This window comes from Aeromonas sp. s8, from assembly GCF_040907785.1.
Lineage (GTDB): Bacteria > Pseudomonadota > Gammaproteobacteria > Enterobacterales > Aeromonadaceae > Aeromonas > Aeromonas veronii.
Genome location: NZ_JBFOCL010000050.1, coordinates 1 through 16946 on the forward strand (window position 1 = coordinate 1; position 16946 = coordinate 16946).

General features: G+C 57.3%; 18 protein-coding genes. 12 read left to right on the forward strand and 6 right to left on the reverse strand.

Annotated features, from left to right (window positions below; all coding sequences use genetic code 11):
• Window positions 1–157: 157 nt before the first annotated feature.
• The 5 genes from AB5Y86_RS18300 to def form a co-directional block, all read right to left on the reverse strand.
• Window positions 158–1600, reverse strand: a complete 1443-nt coding sequence (locus AB5Y86_RS18300) for a TrkH family potassium uptake protein (protein WP_069527008.1) — start codon at window positions 1598–1600, stop codon at window positions 158–160.
• A 96-nt stretch (window positions 1601–1696) separates the two neighbouring features.
• Window positions 1697–3073 carry a Trk system potassium transporter TrkA gene (gene trkA, locus AB5Y86_RS18305; protein ID WP_005339689.1) on the reverse strand — a complete coding sequence of 459 codons (1377 nt, stop codon included), beginning with the start codon at window positions 3071–3073 and terminating at the stop codon, window positions 1697–1699.
• Between the two features lie 79 nt (window positions 3074–3152).
• Window positions 3153–4445 (reverse strand): 16S rRNA (cytosine(967)-C(5))-methyltransferase RsmB, encoded by a 1293-nt coding sequence (rsmB, locus tag AB5Y86_RS18310; protein ID WP_107683206.1) that lies wholly within the window; start codon window positions 4443–4445, stop codon window positions 3153–3155.
• Window positions 4446–4505: 60 nt separating this feature from the next.
• Window positions 4506–5450, reverse strand: coding sequence for a methionyl-tRNA formyltransferase (gene fmt, locus AB5Y86_RS18315; protein WP_368193732.1), 945 nt, complete (start codon window positions 5448–5450; stop codon window positions 4506–4508).
• 12 nt (window positions 5451–5462) lie between these two features.
• Window positions 5463–5975 carry a peptide deformylase gene (def, locus tag AB5Y86_RS18320; RefSeq protein WP_005357510.1) on the reverse strand — a complete coding sequence of 171 codons (513 nt, stop codon included), beginning with the start codon at window positions 5973–5975 and terminating at the stop codon, window positions 5463–5465.
• A 108-nt stretch (window positions 5976–6083) separates the two neighbouring features.
• Between def and AB5Y86_RS18325 the strand changes: the two genes are divergently transcribed.
• From AB5Y86_RS18325 to AB5Y86_RS18365, 9 genes are all read left to right on the forward strand, one after another.
• Window positions 6084–7175: a LysM peptidoglycan-binding domain-containing protein gene (locus AB5Y86_RS18325; RefSeq protein ID WP_139412101.1), complete on the forward strand. Its 1092-nt coding sequence runs from the start codon at window positions 6084–6086 to the stop codon at window positions 7173–7175.
• A 1-nt stretch (window position 7176) separates the two neighbouring features.
• The gene (gene dprA, locus AB5Y86_RS18330) at window positions 7177–8292 is read left to right on the forward strand and encodes a DNA-processing protein DprA (protein ID WP_368193734.1); all 1116 of its coding nucleotides are present in this window, start codon (window positions 7177–7179) and stop codon (window positions 8290–8292) included.
• Window positions 8285–8758, forward strand: a complete 474-nt coding sequence (locus AB5Y86_RS18335) for a DUF494 family protein (protein ID WP_005339699.1) — start codon at window positions 8285–8287, stop codon at window positions 8756–8758. The genes dprA and AB5Y86_RS18335 overlap by 8 nt, the downstream gene beginning before the upstream one ends.
• A 55-nt stretch (window positions 8759–8813) precedes the next feature.
• On the forward strand, window positions 8814–9371 hold the full coding sequence (locus tag AB5Y86_RS18340) for a type I DNA topoisomerase (protein WP_139459460.1): 558 nt from the start codon (window positions 8814–8816) through the stop codon (window positions 9369–9371).
• Window positions 9372–9445: 74 nt separating this feature from the next.
• A complete protein-coding gene (purE, locus tag AB5Y86_RS18345) occupies window positions 9446–9949 on the forward strand; it encodes a 5-(carboxyamino)imidazole ribonucleotide mutase (RefSeq protein WP_005339704.1) in 504 nt (167 codons plus the stop codon).
• Between the two features lie 134 nt (window positions 9950–10083).
• Window positions 10084–10644: a Sua5/YciO/YrdC/YwlC family protein gene (locus AB5Y86_RS18350; RefSeq protein ID WP_005356244.1), complete on the forward strand. Its 561-nt coding sequence runs from the start codon at window positions 10084–10086 to the stop codon at window positions 10642–10644.
• A 112-nt stretch (window positions 10645–10756) separates the two neighbouring features.
• Entirely contained in the window at window positions 10757–11665 is a 909-nt protein-coding gene (hemF, locus tag AB5Y86_RS18355; protein WP_368193736.1) for an oxygen-dependent coproporphyrinogen oxidase, read from the forward strand.
• Between the two features lie 103 nt (window positions 11666–11768).
• Complete coding sequence (gene aroE / locus AB5Y86_RS18360; RefSeq protein WP_368193738.1) at window positions 11769–12590, forward strand: shikimate dehydrogenase; 822 nt, start codon at window positions 11769–11771, stop codon at window positions 12588–12590.
• On the forward strand, window positions 12587–12847 hold the full coding sequence (locus AB5Y86_RS18365; protein WP_019445781.1) for a DUF1488 domain-containing protein: 261 nt from the start codon (window positions 12587–12589) through the stop codon (window positions 12845–12847). The genes aroE and AB5Y86_RS18365 overlap by 4 nt, the downstream gene beginning before the upstream one ends.
• Before the next feature lie 776 nt (window positions 12848–13623).
• Here the strand turns inward: AB5Y86_RS18365 and yihA are convergent.
• Window positions 13624–14280, reverse strand: coding sequence for a ribosome biogenesis GTP-binding protein YihA/YsxC (yihA, locus tag AB5Y86_RS18370; RefSeq protein ID WP_005339709.1), 657 nt, complete (start codon window positions 14278–14280; stop codon window positions 13624–13626).
• Window positions 14281–14422: 142 nt separating this feature from the next.
• Between yihA and AB5Y86_RS18375 the strand changes: the two genes are divergently transcribed.
• From AB5Y86_RS18375 to AB5Y86_RS18385, 3 genes are all read left to right on the forward strand, one after another.
• Window positions 14423–15040, forward strand: coding sequence for a cytochrome c (locus tag AB5Y86_RS18375; protein ID WP_005339710.1), 618 nt, complete (start codon window positions 14423–14425; stop codon window positions 15038–15040).
• Window positions 15041–15877: 837 nt separating this feature from the next.
• A complete protein-coding gene (gene yihI, locus AB5Y86_RS18380; RefSeq protein WP_201947342.1) occupies window positions 15878–16465 on the forward strand; it encodes a Der GTPase-activating protein YihI in 588 nt (195 codons plus the stop codon).
• Window positions 16466–16476: 11 nt separating this feature from the next.
• On the forward strand, window positions 16477–16917 hold the full coding sequence (locus AB5Y86_RS18385) for a DUF2489 domain-containing protein (protein WP_005339712.1): 441 nt from the start codon (window positions 16477–16479) through the stop codon (window positions 16915–16917).
• Window positions 16918–16946: the final 29 nt, after the last annotated feature.

Sequence of the window (16946 nt, forward strand, 5' to 3'; positions counted from 1 at the left end):
CAGCGAGTAATCGCGCTGTGTCCGTTTCACACCTTGTCCCATCGGGCTCTCCATTTATGTGGGGGAAAGGTGTAAACCATATTCAGGACGGGACAGGTGAGATAAAAAAGCCGCAGCGGGTGACCGCTGCGGCTTTTTGCTGGCTTGCAGTGAGGGATTACTGGCGCCAGAAGGAGGGGAAGAAGAGCACGGCGACCGTCAGGATCTCCAGTCGTCCCAGCAGCATGCCGAATGACAGCAGCCATTTGGCCGATTCCGGCAGGCTGGCAAAGTTGGTGCTGGGGCCGACCACCGGGCCCATGCCCGGGCCGACGTTGGCGACCGCCGTGATGGAGCTGGAGATAGCCGTCAGGGGGTCAAGCCCGATGGCGCCCAACAGTGCAGCTATCACCAGAATGATGGCGAAGTAGGCCAGTACGAAGGAGATCATCGAGCGGATGATGGCGTCATTGACCGTCCGGCCGTTGTACTTCTGGGGGAAGACGGCAGAGGGGTGCATCAGCTGGCGCATCTGCTTTCTGAACAGGGCGAATGCCACCTGTACCCGGAAGATCTTGAGACCACCCGCAGTGGAGCCTGAACAGGCCCCAAGAGCCAGCAGCACGATGAAGACGATGCTGGCGAGCGGCCCCCAAGTGCCAAAGTCACCAAGGCCGTAGCCGGTGGTGGTGAGCACCGAGACGATGTTGAAGCAGCTGATGCGCAGGGCATCCCAGAAGCCGAACAGGTCTCTCTCCCACAGATAGAAGGTCATGATGACGGTGACCCAGACCACCAGCCAGAAGAAGCCGCGCACCTGGGCATCCTTGAACAGGCTGTTGTCCCTGTGGTTGAGGCTCTGTACATAGAGCAGGAAGGGCAGGCCGCCGAGGAACATGAACAGGGTGCCAATCCAGTGTGCCGAGTTGGAGAAGTGGGACATGGATTGATCGGAGGTGGAGTAGCCGCCGGTACTGAGAGTGGTCATGGCGTGGTTGATCGCCTCGAACATGTTCATGCCGCTGGCCCAGTAGGCCATGAAGCAGAGCATGGAGAGCACCAGATAGACCACGACGATGTTGTTGGCGACCGTCTTGGCACGTGGGGCGCTTTTGTCCGACCAGTCCGAGCTCTCGGTCTGGAACAGCTTCATACCGCCGACGTTGAGGTAGGGCAGCACGGCTACCGCCATCACGATAAAGCCGACCCCGCCCAGCCACTGCAGGATGGAACGCCACAACAGGATGCTGTGGGCCATGTTGTCGAGGCCGGAGAGCACGGTGGAGCCCGTGGTGGTCACCCCCGACATGGTCTCGAAATAGGCATCGGTGAAGTTGATGTGGGTGATAAAGACAAAGGGCAGGGCGCCGAAGATGCAGGCCACCACCCAAACCGAGGTGGTGAGCAGGAACATCTCCCGCACCCCCAGATGAAACTCCGCCTTGCGACCATAGTGGAGGCAGAGCAGGGCGGCGCCGTGGGTGATCAGCACGGACTTGAGAAACTCGACAAATCCCTCTGACCCGGTGAGCAGTGCCAGCAAGGTGGGCAGCCACATGAAGAGCGCCAGCTTGGAGAGCACCAGCCCGAGGGTGAAGATAATGGGACGCAGCTTGATCATGTTCGATAACCTGGTCGTTGATTAACAAAAGACCCGGACCATCCCCTTGGGGGAGCTGAGCCGGGTCTGGTTTGACAGCCTGTGCGCATGAAGACGTTACAGGAAGAAGGGGCTTGGCTGGAACAGCCGCTCCACTTCCGGGATGTACTTCTTGTCCACCAGGAACATGACCACGTGGTCATCCTGCTGGATCTTGGTGCGATCGTGAGCGATCAGCACCTCATCCCCGCGCACCACGGCACCGATGGTGGTGCCCGGCGGCAGCTTGAGCTCGCCCACCGTCTTGCCGACCACCTTGGAGGTGTTCTCATCACCGTGGGCAATCGCCTCGATCGCCTCGGCGGCGCCGCGGCGCAGGCTGTAGACGTTGGCGATATCGGCCCGGCGCACGTGGGTCAGCAGGGCCGAGATGGTGGCCTGCTGGGGCGAGATAGCGATATCGATGGAGCCACCCTGCACCAGATCGACGTAGGCGCCGCGCTGGATCAGCACCATGGTCTTCTTGGCTCCCATCTTCTTGGCGAGCAGCGCCGACATTATGTTGGCCTCATCCTCGTTGGTCACGGCGATGAAGACGTCGATTTGATCGATATGCTCCTCGGCCAGCAGCTCCTGATCCGCCGCATCGCCGCAGAAGACGATGGTGTTCTCCAGCAGTTCGGAGAGCTGCTCAGCCCGCTTCTGGTTGCGCTCGATGAGCTTGACGCTGTAGCGCTTCTCCAGCTGGCGGGCAAGGCCCGCGCCGATGTTGCCACCACCGACGATCATGATGCGGCGGTAGGGGCTCTCGAGGCGCTGCAGCTCCGACATCACGGCACGGATATGGCCTGCGGCGGCGACGAAGAAGACCTCGTCATCCGCTTCGATGATGGTGGTACCTTGCGGGCGGATCGGGCGGCCCTGACGGAATATGGCCGCTACCCGAGTTTCGATGTTGGGCATGTGCTCGCGCAGGGTCGAGAGGGCGTTGCCCACCAGCGGGCCTCCGTAGTAGGCTTTGACCGCCACCAGACCGACGCGACCACCTGCAAAATCAACCACTTGCAGGGCGCCCGGATATTCGATCAGGCGACGCACATAGTCGGTCACCAACTGCTCCGGCGCGATCAGGTGATCCACCGGCACCGATTCCGGCAGGAACAGGCGATCCCGCTCGGTCAGATAGGCTGGCGAGCGGATCCGCGCCACCTTGTTCGGGGTGTTGAACAGGGAGTAGGCCACCTGACAGGCGATCATGTTGGTCTCGTCACTGTTGGTGACGGCGACCAGCATGTCGGCATCCTGAGCCCCCGCTTCGCGCAGCACCTTGGGGTGAGCGCCATGGCCGTTGACCACTCGCAGGTCAAACTTGTCCTGCAGTTCGCGCAGGCGCTCACTGTCGGTATCGACGATGGTGATGTCGTTGTTCTCTCCGGCCAGGTTCTCGGCCAGAGTGCCGCCGACCTGGCCGGCTCCCAAAATGATGATTTTCATAGGGAACGTCTACTCACGTTGAGGCAGTAAAGGGGCATTTCACCTGCATGGCGATTGCCCCGGAAGAAGCATGTCAGCGTCACAGCTTGACCAGCTTGGCGTAGTAGAAGCCATCCATCTCGGCTTCACCCGGCAGGAACTGGCGACCCGGGCAGTCCGGGGTGTCCTGTTCGTGCAACGGTACCAATTTGGCATCTTTGGTCGCGGCAAGGAATGCACGGATCTGTTCGCGGTTCTCTTCCGGCAGGACGGAGCAGGTGGCGTAGAGCAGGGTGCCGCCGCTCTTCAGCTTGCCCCAGAGGGCGTTCAGAATACGGCGCTGCAGCTCGGCCAGCTCGCGGATGTCCTGATCACGGCGCAACCACTTGATGTCGGGGTGGCGACGGATAACACCAGTGGCGGAGCAGGGGGCATCCAGCAGGATACGGTCGAACTGGCCCTCCGGCCACCACTGTTCCGGCGCCGCCGCATCGCCATGGATCACTTTGGCGGTGAGGCCGATGCGATCCAGGTTCTCCTGCACCCGCTTGAGGCGGTTTTCATCGGCATCGACGGCAACCACGCCAGCCAGCTTGGGCTGACGCTCCAGCAGGTGGGCGGTCTTGCCGCCGGGGGCGGCGCAGGCATCCAGCACCCACTCGCCCGGTTGCGGGTCGAGCAGTGCCGCGGCCTGTTGTGCTGCACCATCCTGTACCGAGCAGTCACCGACCTCGAAGCCTGGCAGCTTGGTCACATCACAAGGACGCTCCAGCAGGATGCAATCCTCGCCCTCTTCACCGGCCACGGCATTGATGCCGGCTTCGGCCATGCGAGCCAGCATCTGCTCGCGGCTCTGGCGCTGGCTGTTGTTGCGGATCCACATGGGGGGACGCTGGTTGTTCGCCTCCATGATGAATTCCCACTCATCGTGATAGGCCTGACGCAGACGCTTGGTGAGCCACTCCGGATGACCGAGGCGAATGCTGGGAACGCGGTCGATACGCAGCAGAATGACTTCGGCGCTGCGCTGGAAGTTGCGCAGCACGCCGTTGATGAGGCCACGCAGGGAGGTGCCCTTGAGCAGTTTGACGGCGTTGACGGTCTCGGCCACCGCGGCGTGAGCCGGAATGCGGGTGTAGATGAGCTGATAGAGACCGACCAGGATGAGGTAGTGGAAAATGCGGCTCTTGTTCTTGAGCGGCTTGTCCATCATCTCGTTGACTGCCGCATCGAGGCGAGGTAGCCAGCGCAGGGTGCCGTAGCAGAGTTCTTGCAGGAGAGCGCGATCGCGAGGTGCAACCTTCTCCTGGGCAGCAGGCAGAACAGCGGAGAGGGATTGACCCTGATCCAGCACCTGTTGAATAACGAGAGCGGCCTGTGCACGTGTTTTCATAGAGTTACCTTAGATGCGCAAGTCGGGGCCTGGGCCCCGCTTGTGTCAATTCAATCCAGTTCAATTCAATTGCGTGCCGGGTTCAAACCAGTCGCGGCGAGAGTTGAGCAGATCCGCAACGGACATCGCCTTCTTGCCGGGCGGTTGCAGGGTCAGCAGGCGCAGTACCCCTTTGCCGGTGGCGATGTCGATCCCCTGCTTGTCGGCCTTGAGCAGGGTGCCGGCGGGTTGGTCGTGGTCGCTGTCAATGACGGCGGCTTGCCATACCTTGACGGTCTGGTCAGCCACTTCAAACCAGCTGATGGGCCAGGGGTTGAACGAGCGGATGCAGCGTTCGATGGCAACAGCGTCCATCGACCAGTCGATGCGGGCCTCTTCCTTGGAGAGCTTTTCGGCGTAGTTGGCCAGCGCATCATCTTGCACCTCGGCAGCGGTTTCACCGGCGGCCATGGCATTGATGGTGTCGACCAGTGCTTGCGGGCCCAGCTCGGCCAGCTTGTCATAGAGGCTGGCGGAGGTCTCGTCGGCGGCGATGGGGCAGGTCACTTTGCGGATCATGGCGCCGGTATCCAGCCCCACATCCATCTGCATGATGGTGACACCAGTTTCGGCATCGCCCGCCCAGATGGAGCGCTGGATCGGTGCCGCGCCGCGCCAGCGGGGCAGCAGGGAGCCATGGACGTTGATGCAGCCCAGACGCGGGGTATCGAGCACCACCTTGGGCAGGATCAGGCCATAGGCCACCACCACCATCAGGTCGGCGCCCAGTGCAGCAAGCTCGGCTTGCGCCTCTTCCTTGCGCAGAGAGGCAGGTTGGTAAACCGGCAGGTTGTGGGCCAGTGCCAGCTCTTTGACCGGGCTGGCGGTGAGCTTCTGGCCACGGCCAGCGGGTTTGTCAGGCTGGGTATAAACGGCAACGACCTCGTGGTCGGAAGACAACAACGCCGCCAGGTGACGGGCGGCGAAGTCGGGAGTACCGGCAAAAATCAGTTTCAGCTTATTCAATGGGGCAGATCCTCAGAGGACTTTGCGATCTTCACGGGCCATCTTTTCCAGCTTCTGGCGAATGCGCTGGCGCTTGAGTGGGGACAAGTAATCCACAAACAGCTTGCCGACCAGATGATCCATCTCATGCTGGATGCAGATGGCGAGCAGATCGTCGGCTTCCAGCTCGAATGGCTTGCCGTTGCGATCCAGGGCGCGGATTTTGATCTGTTCGGCGCGAGGCACCAGAGCACGGCTGCCGGGCACGGAGAGGCAACCCTCTTCAATGCCGGTGCTGCCGCACTGCTCGATGACCTCCGGATTGATCAATACCAGAGGATCTTCACGGTTTTCAGAGACATCGATCACTATGATGCGCTGGTGAATGTCGACCTGAGTCGCGGCCAGGCCAATGCCTTCCTCCGCGTACATGGTTTCGAACATATCATCTACAATCTGTTGTAACTCGGGTGTAAAGGTCTCGACAGGGGCTGCAACGGTGCGCAGGCGCTCATCGGGAAAACGCAATACATCTAGAATGGCCATAGTTTTTTCTTTAGTTTCGTATAAATGCAGTCAATATTGGCGTAATTCTAGTCATTTACGCCGACAAAAAACAGCAACACTTTGCGTACAGAAGTAACAGGGAGTGTTATGTATCTGAAGCAAACCATCCTCGCCTGCCTGCTGGTGACCGTGAGTCAGGCAGCAGTGGCCGATCAGCTGAGGCTGAAAGCGGGTTACCCCGAAAGCTATGTAGTGCAAAAAGGCGACACCCTGTGGGATATCTCCGGCAAGTATCTTTCCGAACCCTGGCTCTGGCCCCGCCTCTGGAACATCAATCCGCAGATTGCCAATCCTCACTGGATCTACCCCGGTGATGTACTGCATCTGAGCTGGGTCAATGGTGAACCCCGGCTCGGCAAGGCGATGCAGGGTGGCAAGCAAGTCATCCGTCTCGGCCCGAAAACCCGTTACGAGAACAAAGCCAACCCCATTCCGACCCTGCCTATCAGCGAGATCGGCCCTTTCCTGCAAACCGACCATATTCTGGCTGACAGCCAGCAGCAGAAAACCTTGCCCTATCTGCTGGGGTCGGATCAGAAACATATCGGCATGCTGGAGGGTGACACCCTCTATGTACAGGGCTCCCTGACACCGGGGCAGGTCTATGGCATTTATCACCCCGGAGTGGTCTACAAGGATCGCGAAACCGGTGAACTGCTGGGCCAGGAGGCGATCTTTGCCGGTGTGGTGCGGGCCGTGGCGCGTCTTGATGGCGATCGGACCGAAGTGACTCTGACTCATAACCAGCGCGAAGTGCTGCAGGGCGACAAGGTGATGCCGCTGCCCGCTCAGGAGAACATGCCCGCCGTCTTCACACCGAAAGCGGCACCAGCCATCACGCCGGGCTATATCATCGATTTGCCGAACAAGACCCGGGGCGGTGGCAAGTTTGATGTGGTGCTGATCAACCGGGGCGGCCGGGATCAACTGGTCGCCGGGGATGTACTGGATGTCAGACGGCCCGGTGCTGCTCTGGTCACCAAGAATGGCGATGTGCAGTACAAGGAGCTCTCGTCGGTTTTTAACCGGGTGTTTTACAGCAGCAACAAGAAGGCACCACTGCCCTCTGAAGCGATTGCCCGTGTCATGTTGTTCAAGGTGTATGACAAGCTGAGTTACGGTCTCATCATGCAGAGTAACGACATGGTGAGTGCGGGCTATCAGGTCACTCACTTCTGACGTGAACTACCCCGACGCGCGTCTGGCGCTCTGGCTAACTCTCGATGCGGTCACCGGTATTGGTCCGGTGACCGCTGCACGTCTATTGGAACGGGCCGGGGGAAGTATTGAGGCTCTGTTTCAGAGCGATGAAGCGCAACTGTATGGTATGGGGCTGTCGTCAGAGCAGGTCAGGCAACTGCGCTGGCCCTCGCCGGTGGTTGAGCAGAGCCTGGCTTGGGCCGCTTTGCCTGACCATCTCCTTATTCCGCAAGATCACCCGATTTATCCACCCTTGTTGCGGGAAATTCCCGCGGCACCCCTGTTGCTCTACTGTCGTGGCGATCTTGCTGCATTGGCAGTGCCTCAGCTGGCTATGGTGGGGACACGCCATCCTACCTATGCAGGCAAAGATAATGCGTCCCGCCTCTGTAGCGAGCTGGTTGGATGCGGGTTAGCCATCACCTCGGGCCTTGCGCTCGGTATCGATGGTGTTTGCCATCAGCAAGCGCTGGCTTGTGGCGGTATCACCCTTGCCGTGTTGGGTTCCGGGCTGGATTGCCTCTACCCCAAACGCCACCAGGGGCTGGCAGGCCAGATTCTGGAGAGTGGTGGCTTGCTTATCTCCGAGCTGGCGCCGGATAAAGGGCCGCTGGCTGAACATTTTCCTCGTCGCAACCGTATTATCAGTGGTCTGTCGCTGGGAACTCTGGTGGTGGAGGCGACCGAGCAGAGCGGTTCGCTGATCACCGCCCGCTATGCGCTTGAACAGGGGCGCGAAGTGTTTGCAGTGCCCGGCGCCCCGCAAAACGCCCAGGCGATAGGGTGCAACAGATTAATTCAGCAGGGGGCCAAACTTGTGCTGAGTGCGGCCGATATAGTGGAAGAGCTGCCAGAGTGGGTCGCACGGCCAGATCCTTCGGTTACATCATCTGAGCAACCGCATAATAGCGAATTGCCTTATGCCGATTTGTTGGATAACGTAGATTATGAGACCACGAGCGTGGATACCGTTGCCGAGCGGGCCCAGCTTCCTGTCGAAGTGGTATTGGGCAGGTTGGTAGAGCTGGAACTGGCCGGTGCAGTGATGGCGGTAGCCGGTGGATACGTCAGAGCGAGGAGGGCGAATCATGTTTGATGTATTGATGTACCTTTTCGAGACCTACATCCACAGCGATGCAGATGTGATGGTCGAGCAGGATGAGCTCACCGACGAGTTGAGCCGGGCCGGTTTCGATAAAGAAGAGATCGACAAGGCACTCGACTGGCTGGAGCGACTGGCCAATCTGCACGATAGCGAGCGGGAGGTCTATGTCACCGCCAGCGCGCAAGGCTCGATGCGTATTTATGCTCCGCAAGAGCTGGCACGCCTCAGCACCGAGTGCCGCGGCTTCCTGCTCTTTCTGGAACAGGCCCAGGTGTTGAATGCCGAAACCCGCGAGATCTGTATCGAGCGCCTGCTCGAGCTGGACAAGCCGGATATCGAGCTGGATGACCTGAAGTGGGTCGTCATGATGGTGCTGTTCAACGTACCGGGCAGTGAAAATGCCTACCAGCAGATGGAAGAGCTGGTGTTTGATGAGTCAGACGGCGTCATTCACTGACAGTCCGGTGCCGCGCTGGTAGAATTCAGGCCATCTGGATTTCAAGGCGCGGCCCATGTCAAAAATCGATCATCATCTCTTTTCAGCCCACGAACATGCCTTCGAGCGCGAGCCGTGCCCGCAGTGCGGGGCCGAGCTGGTGATCCGCCAGGGCAAACATGGCCCCTTTCTTGGCTGTTCTGCCTATCCTGCCTGTGATTACATTCGCTCCCTGACGCCATCCGGCCGCGACATCGAAAAGGTGCTCGAAGGCTCTGCTTGTCCCGATTGTGGAGAGCCGCTGGCAATCAAGAAGGGGCGTTACGGTCTGTTTGTCGGTTGTACCCAGTATCCGGCCTGTCAGCACATCGAATCCCTGCAGGAGAGCGATGATACCCAGATACTCTGCCCCGAGTGCGGCAAGGGTCATCTGGTGAGCCGCACTTCCCGCTACGGCAAGCAGTTTTACTCTTGTGATGGCTATCCACACTGCAAATATGTGGTGAACGACAAACCGATCTCCATGCCTTGTCCCGCGTGTGGTTGGGGCATCATGGTAGAGAAAAAAGTGAGGGGAACTCTGCGTTGGGTCTGTCCGCAAAAGAAATGCGGCCACCAAAGTGAGCAGGTATAATCCCGCCGCCGCAACCGGATTGAAACGTTTTCGGTGAACTTCAACCCCCCACTTGGAGTAAGGAAATTCCCACCATGAATAAACCCTTTGTTGCCGTATTGATGGGCTCTGATTCTGATTTCCCCGTGATGCAGACCACCCTCGAGGTGCTCAAGTCATTTGATATCGCAGTGGAAGTCAAAGTCACCTCCGCGCACCGCACGCCGGCTGCGACCCATCAGTATGTGACCGATGCCGAGGCCCGTGGCTGCAAGGTCTTTATCTGTGCTGCCGGTCTGGCGGCGCATTTGGCGGGTGCCGTAGCCGGCATCACGACTCGTCCCGTGATCGGGGTGCCCATCGATGGCGGCCCGCTCAAAGGGCTGGATGCGCTGCTCTCCACCGTGCAGATGCCGGGTGGTGTACCGGTGGCGACCGTGGCGATCGGCAAAGCTGGTGCCAAGAACGCAGGTTATCTGGCAGCCCAGATGCTGGCAGTAGCCGATGATGAACTGGCGGCCAAGGTTCGGGCCGAACGCCAGAAGAATGCCGAAGAGGTGATGGCCAAGGATGCCGCCCTGCAGGCTCAACTCAAGTAAGTGAACGAGTGGCGATCCGGATGTGTCGTATTTTCCTGTGCAACAGCAACACGTCACTTTGCCATGGTCGCCGCCATACGGATTCAACTTGCTACTAAGTGACGAGGCGGCAGCCAGGCTGCCGCATTTTTCCTATGCCAAATGAATTTGAACAGGCAGTTGCCGCCCTCCAGCAGGAAGGGGTGATTGCTTATGCGACCGAGGCCGTGTTTGGTCTGGGATGTGATCCCGACTCCGAAGTGGCGGTGCAGCGACTGCTGGCCATCAAGCAGCGTCCGGTGGAGAAGGGGTTGATCCTGATTGCTGCCGACGTAGAGCAATTGCAGGATTACATCGATCTGAGCCAACTTAGTGGTGAACAACTGGCTCGGGTTGAAGCCAGCTGGCCCGGCCCCTTTACCTGGATCATGCCTGCCCGTGCAACGACGCCGGCCTGGCTGACCGGGCAGTTCGAGACCCTCGCGGTACGCGTGACGGCTCATCCTCAGGTGCAGGCGTTGTGTCGCGCCTTTGGCAAGCCGCTGGTTTCTACCAGCGCCAACTTGACCGGTGAGGAGCCTGCCCGTCGGGTGGCCGATATTGGTGAGCGGCTGGCAAGCAAGTTGGCCTATATCCTGCCCGGTGAAGTGGGTGGTCAAGCTAACCCCTCCGAGATCAAGGACGCCCGAACCGGCGCCATTATTCGCCCCTCCTGAGCTGGCGGATACGTCATGATTTACTATCAATCCGCTGAGTGGTGAGCTCATCTGATTGATTTAACTATAAAAATGGACAGGGCGTTCACGATCCTGCCTGACTGGAGACAAGATGAGCAAACCGGATGTGGCCCAGGTCAAGGCCTTCCTGTTGCAGTTGCAGGACGAGATCTGCCGTGGTCTGGAGCAGGCCGATGGCAGTGGACACTTTGTGGAAGATGCCTGGAGCCGTGAAGGCGGTGGTGGCGGACGCACCCGCGTGCTGCGCCACGGCGCGGTGATCGAGCAGGGGGGCGTCAACTTCTCCCATGTCTATGGCGATGCCATGCCTGCCTCTGCTACAGCCCATCGGCCAGAGTTGGCTGGTCGCAAGTTCGAGGCGATGGGCGTGTCGCTGGTGATCCATCCGCACAACCCCTATGTGCCGACCAGCCATGCCAACGTCCGTTTCTTCATCGCCGAGAAAGAGGGTGAAGAGCCCATTTGGTGGTTTGGCGGTGGCTTCGATTTGACGCCCTTCTACCCGTTTGCCGAGGATGTGCAGCACTGGCATCAGGTCTCCCATGATCTCTGCCAGCCCTTTGGTGATGATATCTACTCCGAGTTCAAATCCTGGTGCGATCGCTACTTCGTTCTCAAGCACCGCAACGAGACGCGGGGGGTGGGCGGTCTCTTCTTCGACGATCTGAATCGCTGGCCTTTTGCCGACTGCTTTGCCTTTATGCAGGCGGTCGGTCGGGGATATCTCGATGCTTACCTGCCGATCATTGAACGACGCAAGGCACTGCCCTATGGCGAGCGGGAGCGGGAGTTCCAGCTCTATCGTCGCGGCCGTTATGTGGAGTTCAATCTGGTGTATGACCGTGGCACCCTGTTCGGGCTACAGACCGGCGGACGTACCGAGTCGATCCTGATGTCGATGCCACCGCTGGCACGTTGGGAGTATGACTGGCAGCCGGAGGCGGGCACTCCTGAAGCCTTGCTCTACACCGATTACCTCACGCCGCGAGAGTGGCTGTGACCCGAGGGACCATGATGGTCCCTTTTTACTGGCCGTTATTCGGCTTGTTCCCGAGAGTGAAAACCCGTTAAATCGGAATATTGCCCTCTGATGGAACTCTTTGATGGATCGTTATCTGGTTTTTGGCCACCCGGTGCGCCACAGCAAGTCCCCCTTCATTCACACCCTGTTTGCCAGACAAACCCAGCAAGAGCTGGAGTATGGGCTGGCTGAACCCGCCATCGACGAGTTTGCCCACGCCCTGCGCACCTTCTTTGACCAAGGGGGCAAGGGATGCAATGTCACCGTTCCCTTCAAGGAGCAGGCATTCGCGCTGGTTGATCGGTTGAGCCCGAGGGCCAAGCGGGCGGGAGCGGTCAATACCATCAAGCTGACCGATGATGGCGTGTTGCTGGGGGATAATACCGATGGCGCTGGATTGGTCGCCGATCTCAAGTCCCATGGTGTGACGCTGGCGGATAGCCGGATCCTGCTGCTGGGTGCCGGTGGTGCGGCTCGTGGTGCATTGGCGCCGCTGCTGGCTGAGTTGCCGAGCGAGCTGTTGATCGCCAACCGCACCCACACAAAAGCGCAACAGTTGGCTGCCGAATTCCACGATCTGGGGCCTGTGACTGCCCAGACCTATGAGCAGTTGGCAGGGCCATTCGATCTCGTCATCAACTCTACCTCCGCCAGCCTGCAAGGGGAGCTGCCGCCGTTGGCCCCTGCCCTGATCCACACTGATATTGCCATCTACGACATGATGTATGGCGCCTCGGATACGGCCTTTATCAGTTGGGCCAAACAGCATGGGGCCCGTCAAACCATGGATGGACTCGGCATGCTGGTGGAACAGGCCGCCGAAGCGTTTACCGTGTGGCGCGGAATTCGTCCCGGGACTAAACAGGTATTGAGAGAGTTGAAGCGTAACTTGGGGGTGATATGAACCAGGGTATTCTGTTTCCCGACCTGATGGAGTGGCAGGCTGACGAACAGCGGGTGCGTTTTCCTGCCCAGCAGATGGGGGCGCTGATAGATTGTTACATCAGCCAGCGGCGACTGGAGAGAATGACAGGTCTGGCGCTGACGAGGGAGGATGACATCGTCAGAGCCTTCGAAAGTGTACGTTTTGATATTGAAGACATGGCTGAAAAACTCATTGAAGAACAAGAGTTTGCTGAAGATGGTGCTATCTATCTCTGATTTTTCAAAGTTTTTTTGTTTTGTAGCGGAACTACTTTGAAATGGCGCTGACTAACTAGATAGTTGAGGAAGTGCTAGCTAGTCACCTTTATAACTCCCCGGTATTCGTACTGGGGATTTTTTTATCTACATGAAAGTAAAAGGTTTTTTATTAATCTGTAAGTTGTGAAACTAAATTACATAAATTACTTTCACTTTCTGCTGCTTTGCTGTACAGTTGTCTGCGTAGGGTACAGAGGTAAGATGTTCTATCTTTCAGACCTTTTATTTCACGTAATTGAATGTGGCTGAATAGCTGCCCCGATGAGGTTCTCGTCGGGGTGTTTTTTTATGCGCATCATTTAGAGTAAATGCTTTAAATTGGCGATGCATTTGATAGAATGAGGCTGCTTCTTGAGGAATACCTGTCGTCTGGTACTCAAGATTCAGCTTCTTCCCAATTTTTTGAACTTATTATTTCAGGCTGGATGGCATCACTGTCGTCCGGCCTCATTTTTATCCCTTTCGGTTAGGTCTTGTAATTAAATTTCATCTTTGTCTCTTTTTGTAATTCTGGTTCGTTTTGAAAGAACGAATTTGAAAACGCTCTCAACGTCTTTAGAGGTTAATTTCTATCGTGAATTAACTGCCTATCTATATGAACTGTAAGCGGTAATGGATATAGCAGGGGAGGCGAATGCTGGGTGTTTGTCGTGAGGCAGGTGAAAGCGGCAATCTGAAACCCTTTCAATCAGCGGAGGAGTGCTCCGCCAATTGCAAGGAGAGCGAGGAGTAGATTACTCCTCGGCAGGTTGCTGTTCGTCAGCGTTCAGCAGGTCGGTATCGTCACCACTGACGTACCATTCGGTTAGGGTTTGCGCCAGCTTCTCCACACCGATATTGGTGAGGGAGGAGAACGCTTCGACCTGGATCTGGGAACCGAGGTTGGCAACGGCCTGGCGCACCTTGATCACCTGGTTGTTGCGCGGGCCGGGGCTCAATTTGTCAGCCTTGGTCAGCAGCAGCATGACGGGCAACTGACGGTGCGAGCTCCACTCCAGCATGTTCATGTCGGTATCTTTGAGCGGGTGGCGGATGTCCATCAGGATCACCAGACCTTTCAATGACTCACGGCGCTGCAGATACTCTGCTAGTGACTTTTGCCACTTGAGCTTCATTTCGAGCGGAACTTGCGCATAACCATAACCCGGCAAGTCGACCAGACGCTTGCCCGGTTCCAGCTCAAACAGGTTGATCAGCTGGGTACGACCGGGTGTCTTACTGGTGCGCGCCAGGTTCTTGTGTTTGGTTAAGGTGTTCAATGCAGATGACTTACCGGCGTTGGAACGGCCGGCAAACGCGATCTCGACACCCCCATCATTTGGCAGGTGACGGATGTCGGGTGCGCTGGTCACAAAATGCACCTTATTGAAATTCAGAGTTTGTGTATCCAACGTAAATTCCCCATGGAGATAGAGGGTTATAGAGTTACTTTTTTGTAAAATGGTGTAAAATAGCGTCGCTTAAACGCGTTTATTTTAACATGCCTTCAGCGGCATGGGATCTGGAAGCCTAATAACGAAAAGTTGGAACGCCATGAAGAACCTAGTCATTACTCTTGCTCTGATGGTTGGCGTAACGGGGATGGCACAAGCCAAGGGCGATGCCGCTGCGGGACAGACCAAGGCTGCCGTTTGTGCGGCTTGTCATGGACCGGACGGAAACAGCCTGGTTGATATGTACCCCAAAATTGCTGGTCAGCACGCATCATATATCAAAAAACAGTTAGTTGAACTGAAGGCTGCCGCTTCTGGTCAAATTGGCCGGGTTGCGCCAGTGATGGGGCCGATGGCGTTACCTTTGTCGGAACAGGACATGGATGACCTGGCGGCTTATTTCTCCAGCCTTAAGGTTACCCCTATCGCTGTCCCTGACGACGTGGTCGAAGCGGGCAAGGCACTCTATATGGGTGGTGACATGAGTCGCGGTCTGGCAGCTTGTACGGCTTGCCATGGTCCCCGTGGCTCGGGTGTCGAACAGGCGAAGTATCCCAACCTGTCCGGCCAGCATCCTGCCTATATCAAAGCTCAGCTCACCGCATTCCGTGCCGGCACGCGTGACAACGATCCGAATGGCATGATGCGGGATGTTGCCAAGAAACTGACTGATCAGGATATCGAAGCCCTCTCCAAATATGTGGCGGGTCTGCACTGATATAGTCGATACGGTCGATTTGAGTTGAAACGGGGAGCTTGGGCTCCCCGTTGTTTTTATGGCTTTCAGATAATTCTCGGTTTAATCCCCCCGTTCTGTAAGAGATCTCCCATTCTCAAGGCAGGCCAAGGCTCATAAAATTGCATAAAATATTAAATAATCATTATTTATCAATTAATTATATGAATATTGATATTTTTCGACATGTTGAGAATGTTTTGAGTGGATTGAGCCGCTTTATAGAGTTGGTACAGTAGGCTTAATGGATTCACCCACGGATTGGGTGGCGGTGTCACGACAGGGTGTTGTGAGCAGAGGATGGTTGGTGTGGCGGGATGCCATGGGCTCGGATGAGCTGGCAAAGGATTGAAGGATCAGGATGGTGACCATCTCCGGAGCGGGATGGGGTTGCGGGATGCAGACTCCCCGGCACGATGGCAGGATGCGGTCGAGACGGGTCAAACAAGCACACGCACATTCAGGAACGACCAATATAAGGTCAGGATGACCACACAACGATATGATGCGGCGACAAGTTGTCATGGAGAGGACGAAACAGATTGTTTTGCCATTCAGGATGGCGCACGCATGAACATATCAAGGCAGCTTCGGCTGCCTTTTTTCTTTTGGGTCATTAACCCGATTAGCCATTCTGTGTCAAAATACCAGCAACATACCCAGAGGATACCGATCCTGCGGTGTTCAGTGGCCTGATTGGGCCTGATTGGTGCGGGATCCTGCTCTTGTTCCAGCCTTACTGTTCCTCGCATCGTATCCCACCGGGTGAGATCATCCCGGGTACGGGTCAAACCAGTTATTTTTCGGAGTTAGCCATTCATGTCTGCTAAACAACCCACTCGCAAGCCTACTGGCAAGCGCAAAGAATCTGATGTCAGTGCTCAGGAAGGCCGTGAGCGTAAACGGGCTGCCAAGCGCAAAGGCCTGAAGGCTGGTTCTCGTCAGCAAGTTGAACAGCCGAAGAACAAGTCTGGTAACAGCCAGTCCAAAGATCCGCGTATCGGTTCCCGCAAGCCGGTAGTTCTGGTGGTAGATGACAAACAGAAGAAGCCGGCAGCACCCAAGGCGGTGAAAGAGAAGAAGCTGGTGATGACGCCCGAGCAGGAGCTGGCTTCCATCGAAAACGATGACCGCTTGAATGATCTGCTGGATCGTCTTGATGCCGGTGAAACCCTGGAAGCGGCCGAGCAGTCCTGGGTTGATCAGCGTGTCGACCGTTATCAGGAGCTGATGGATGAGCTGGGCATCATCGACAACGACGATGATGAAGATGATGAGATGCCGTTTGATGATGGCGATGACGCAGAGTTCGACGAGCAGAAACCGGCCTCCGAAGAGGAGTTGTGGGACCGTTTCAACCAGGTCGATTTCAAGCCGGAACCCAAGCCTGAGCCGAAGAAAAAGTGATGAGTGGATGGATGCTGGCCGCCCTGTTGGGCGGCCTGATTTTGTCAGGGTTGGCCATCTATGCAGGCATGCTGCTGGCCAGGCTGAGACGACAGCAAGCGATGCAGTGGCAGGCGATTACCGCTCGCAATGAACGAATTCTGGAGAGCGTGCGGGTCATTGCTCATGCGGTGCAGGAGGGGCAGTGCGATTACTCCGAAGGCGCCATTCGGCTGACCAATCTGCTGGATGCGTTGCAGATCAAGGGGGGGCGAGCGTTCGTTGCCGAGTTCCCGGGTCTGTACGGGCTGTATGAGAAGGTGAAGGATATGCCGACTCATGAGGCCAGACGTGCCCTCAAGCGCAATGAAGTGATGAAGATGGATCTCGAACGCAGCGGCTACGAGGCCGAGCTGGAGGCTCAGATCCTCAAGGATGTGGCCCAGCTGAAGGATTTTCAGTTAGGTCGGTGAGCCAACAATAACAACAAGAGAGGAAGCGA

What these genes read in the sequence shown, in the direction of transcription:
- AB5Y86_RS18300 (WP_069527008.1), bottom strand. Translation starts at nt 1,600, where the DNA reads ATGATCAAGCTGCGTCCCATTATCTTCACCCTCGGGCTGGTGCTCTCC.
- trkA (WP_005339689.1), bottom strand. Translation starts at nt 3,073, where the DNA reads ATGAAAATCATCATTTTGGGAGCCGGCCAGGTCGGCGGCACTCTGGCC.
- rsmB (WP_107683206.1), bottom strand. Translation starts at nt 4,445, where the DNA reads ATGAAAACACGTGCACAGGCCGCTCTCGTTATTCAACAGGTGCTGGAT.
- def (WP_005357510.1), bottom strand. Translation starts at nt 5,975, where the DNA reads ATGGCCATTCTAGATGTATTGCGTTTTCCCGATGAGCGCCTGCGCACC.
- AB5Y86_RS18325 (WP_139412101.1), top strand. Translation starts at nt 6,084, where the DNA reads ATGTATCTGAAGCAAACCATCCTCGCCTGCCTGCTGGTGACCGTGAGT.
- AB5Y86_RS18335 (WP_005339699.1), top strand. Translation starts at nt 8,285, where the DNA reads ATGTTTGATGTATTGATGTACCTTTTCGAGACCTACATCCACAGCGAT.
- AB5Y86_RS18340 (WP_139459460.1), top strand. Translation starts at nt 8,814, where the DNA reads ATGTCAAAAATCGATCATCATCTCTTTTCAGCCCACGAACATGCCTTC.
- purE (WP_005339704.1), top strand. Translation starts at nt 9,446, where the DNA reads ATGAATAAACCCTTTGTTGCCGTATTGATGGGCTCTGATTCTGATTTC.
- AB5Y86_RS18350 (WP_005356244.1), top strand. Translation starts at nt 10,084, where the DNA reads ATGCCAAATGAATTTGAACAGGCAGTTGCCGCCCTCCAGCAGGAAGGG.
- hemF (WP_368193736.1), top strand. Translation starts at nt 10,757, where the DNA reads ATGAGCAAACCGGATGTGGCCCAGGTCAAGGCCTTCCTGTTGCAGTTG.
- aroE (WP_368193738.1), top strand. Translation starts at nt 11,769, where the DNA reads ATGGATCGTTATCTGGTTTTTGGCCACCCGGTGCGCCACAGCAAGTCC.
- AB5Y86_RS18365 (WP_019445781.1), top strand. Translation starts at nt 12,587, where the DNA reads ATGAACCAGGGTATTCTGTTTCCCGACCTGATGGAGTGGCAGGCTGAC.
- AB5Y86_RS18375 (WP_005339710.1), top strand. Translation starts at nt 14,423, where the DNA reads ATGAAGAACCTAGTCATTACTCTTGCTCTGATGGTTGGCGTAACGGGG.
- yihI (WP_201947342.1), top strand. Translation starts at nt 15,878, where the DNA reads ATGTCTGCTAAACAACCCACTCGCAAGCCTACTGGCAAGCGCAAAGAA.
- AB5Y86_RS18385 (WP_005339712.1), top strand. Translation starts at nt 16,477, where the DNA reads ATGCTGGCCGCCCTGTTGGGCGGCCTGATTTTGTCAGGGTTGGCCATC.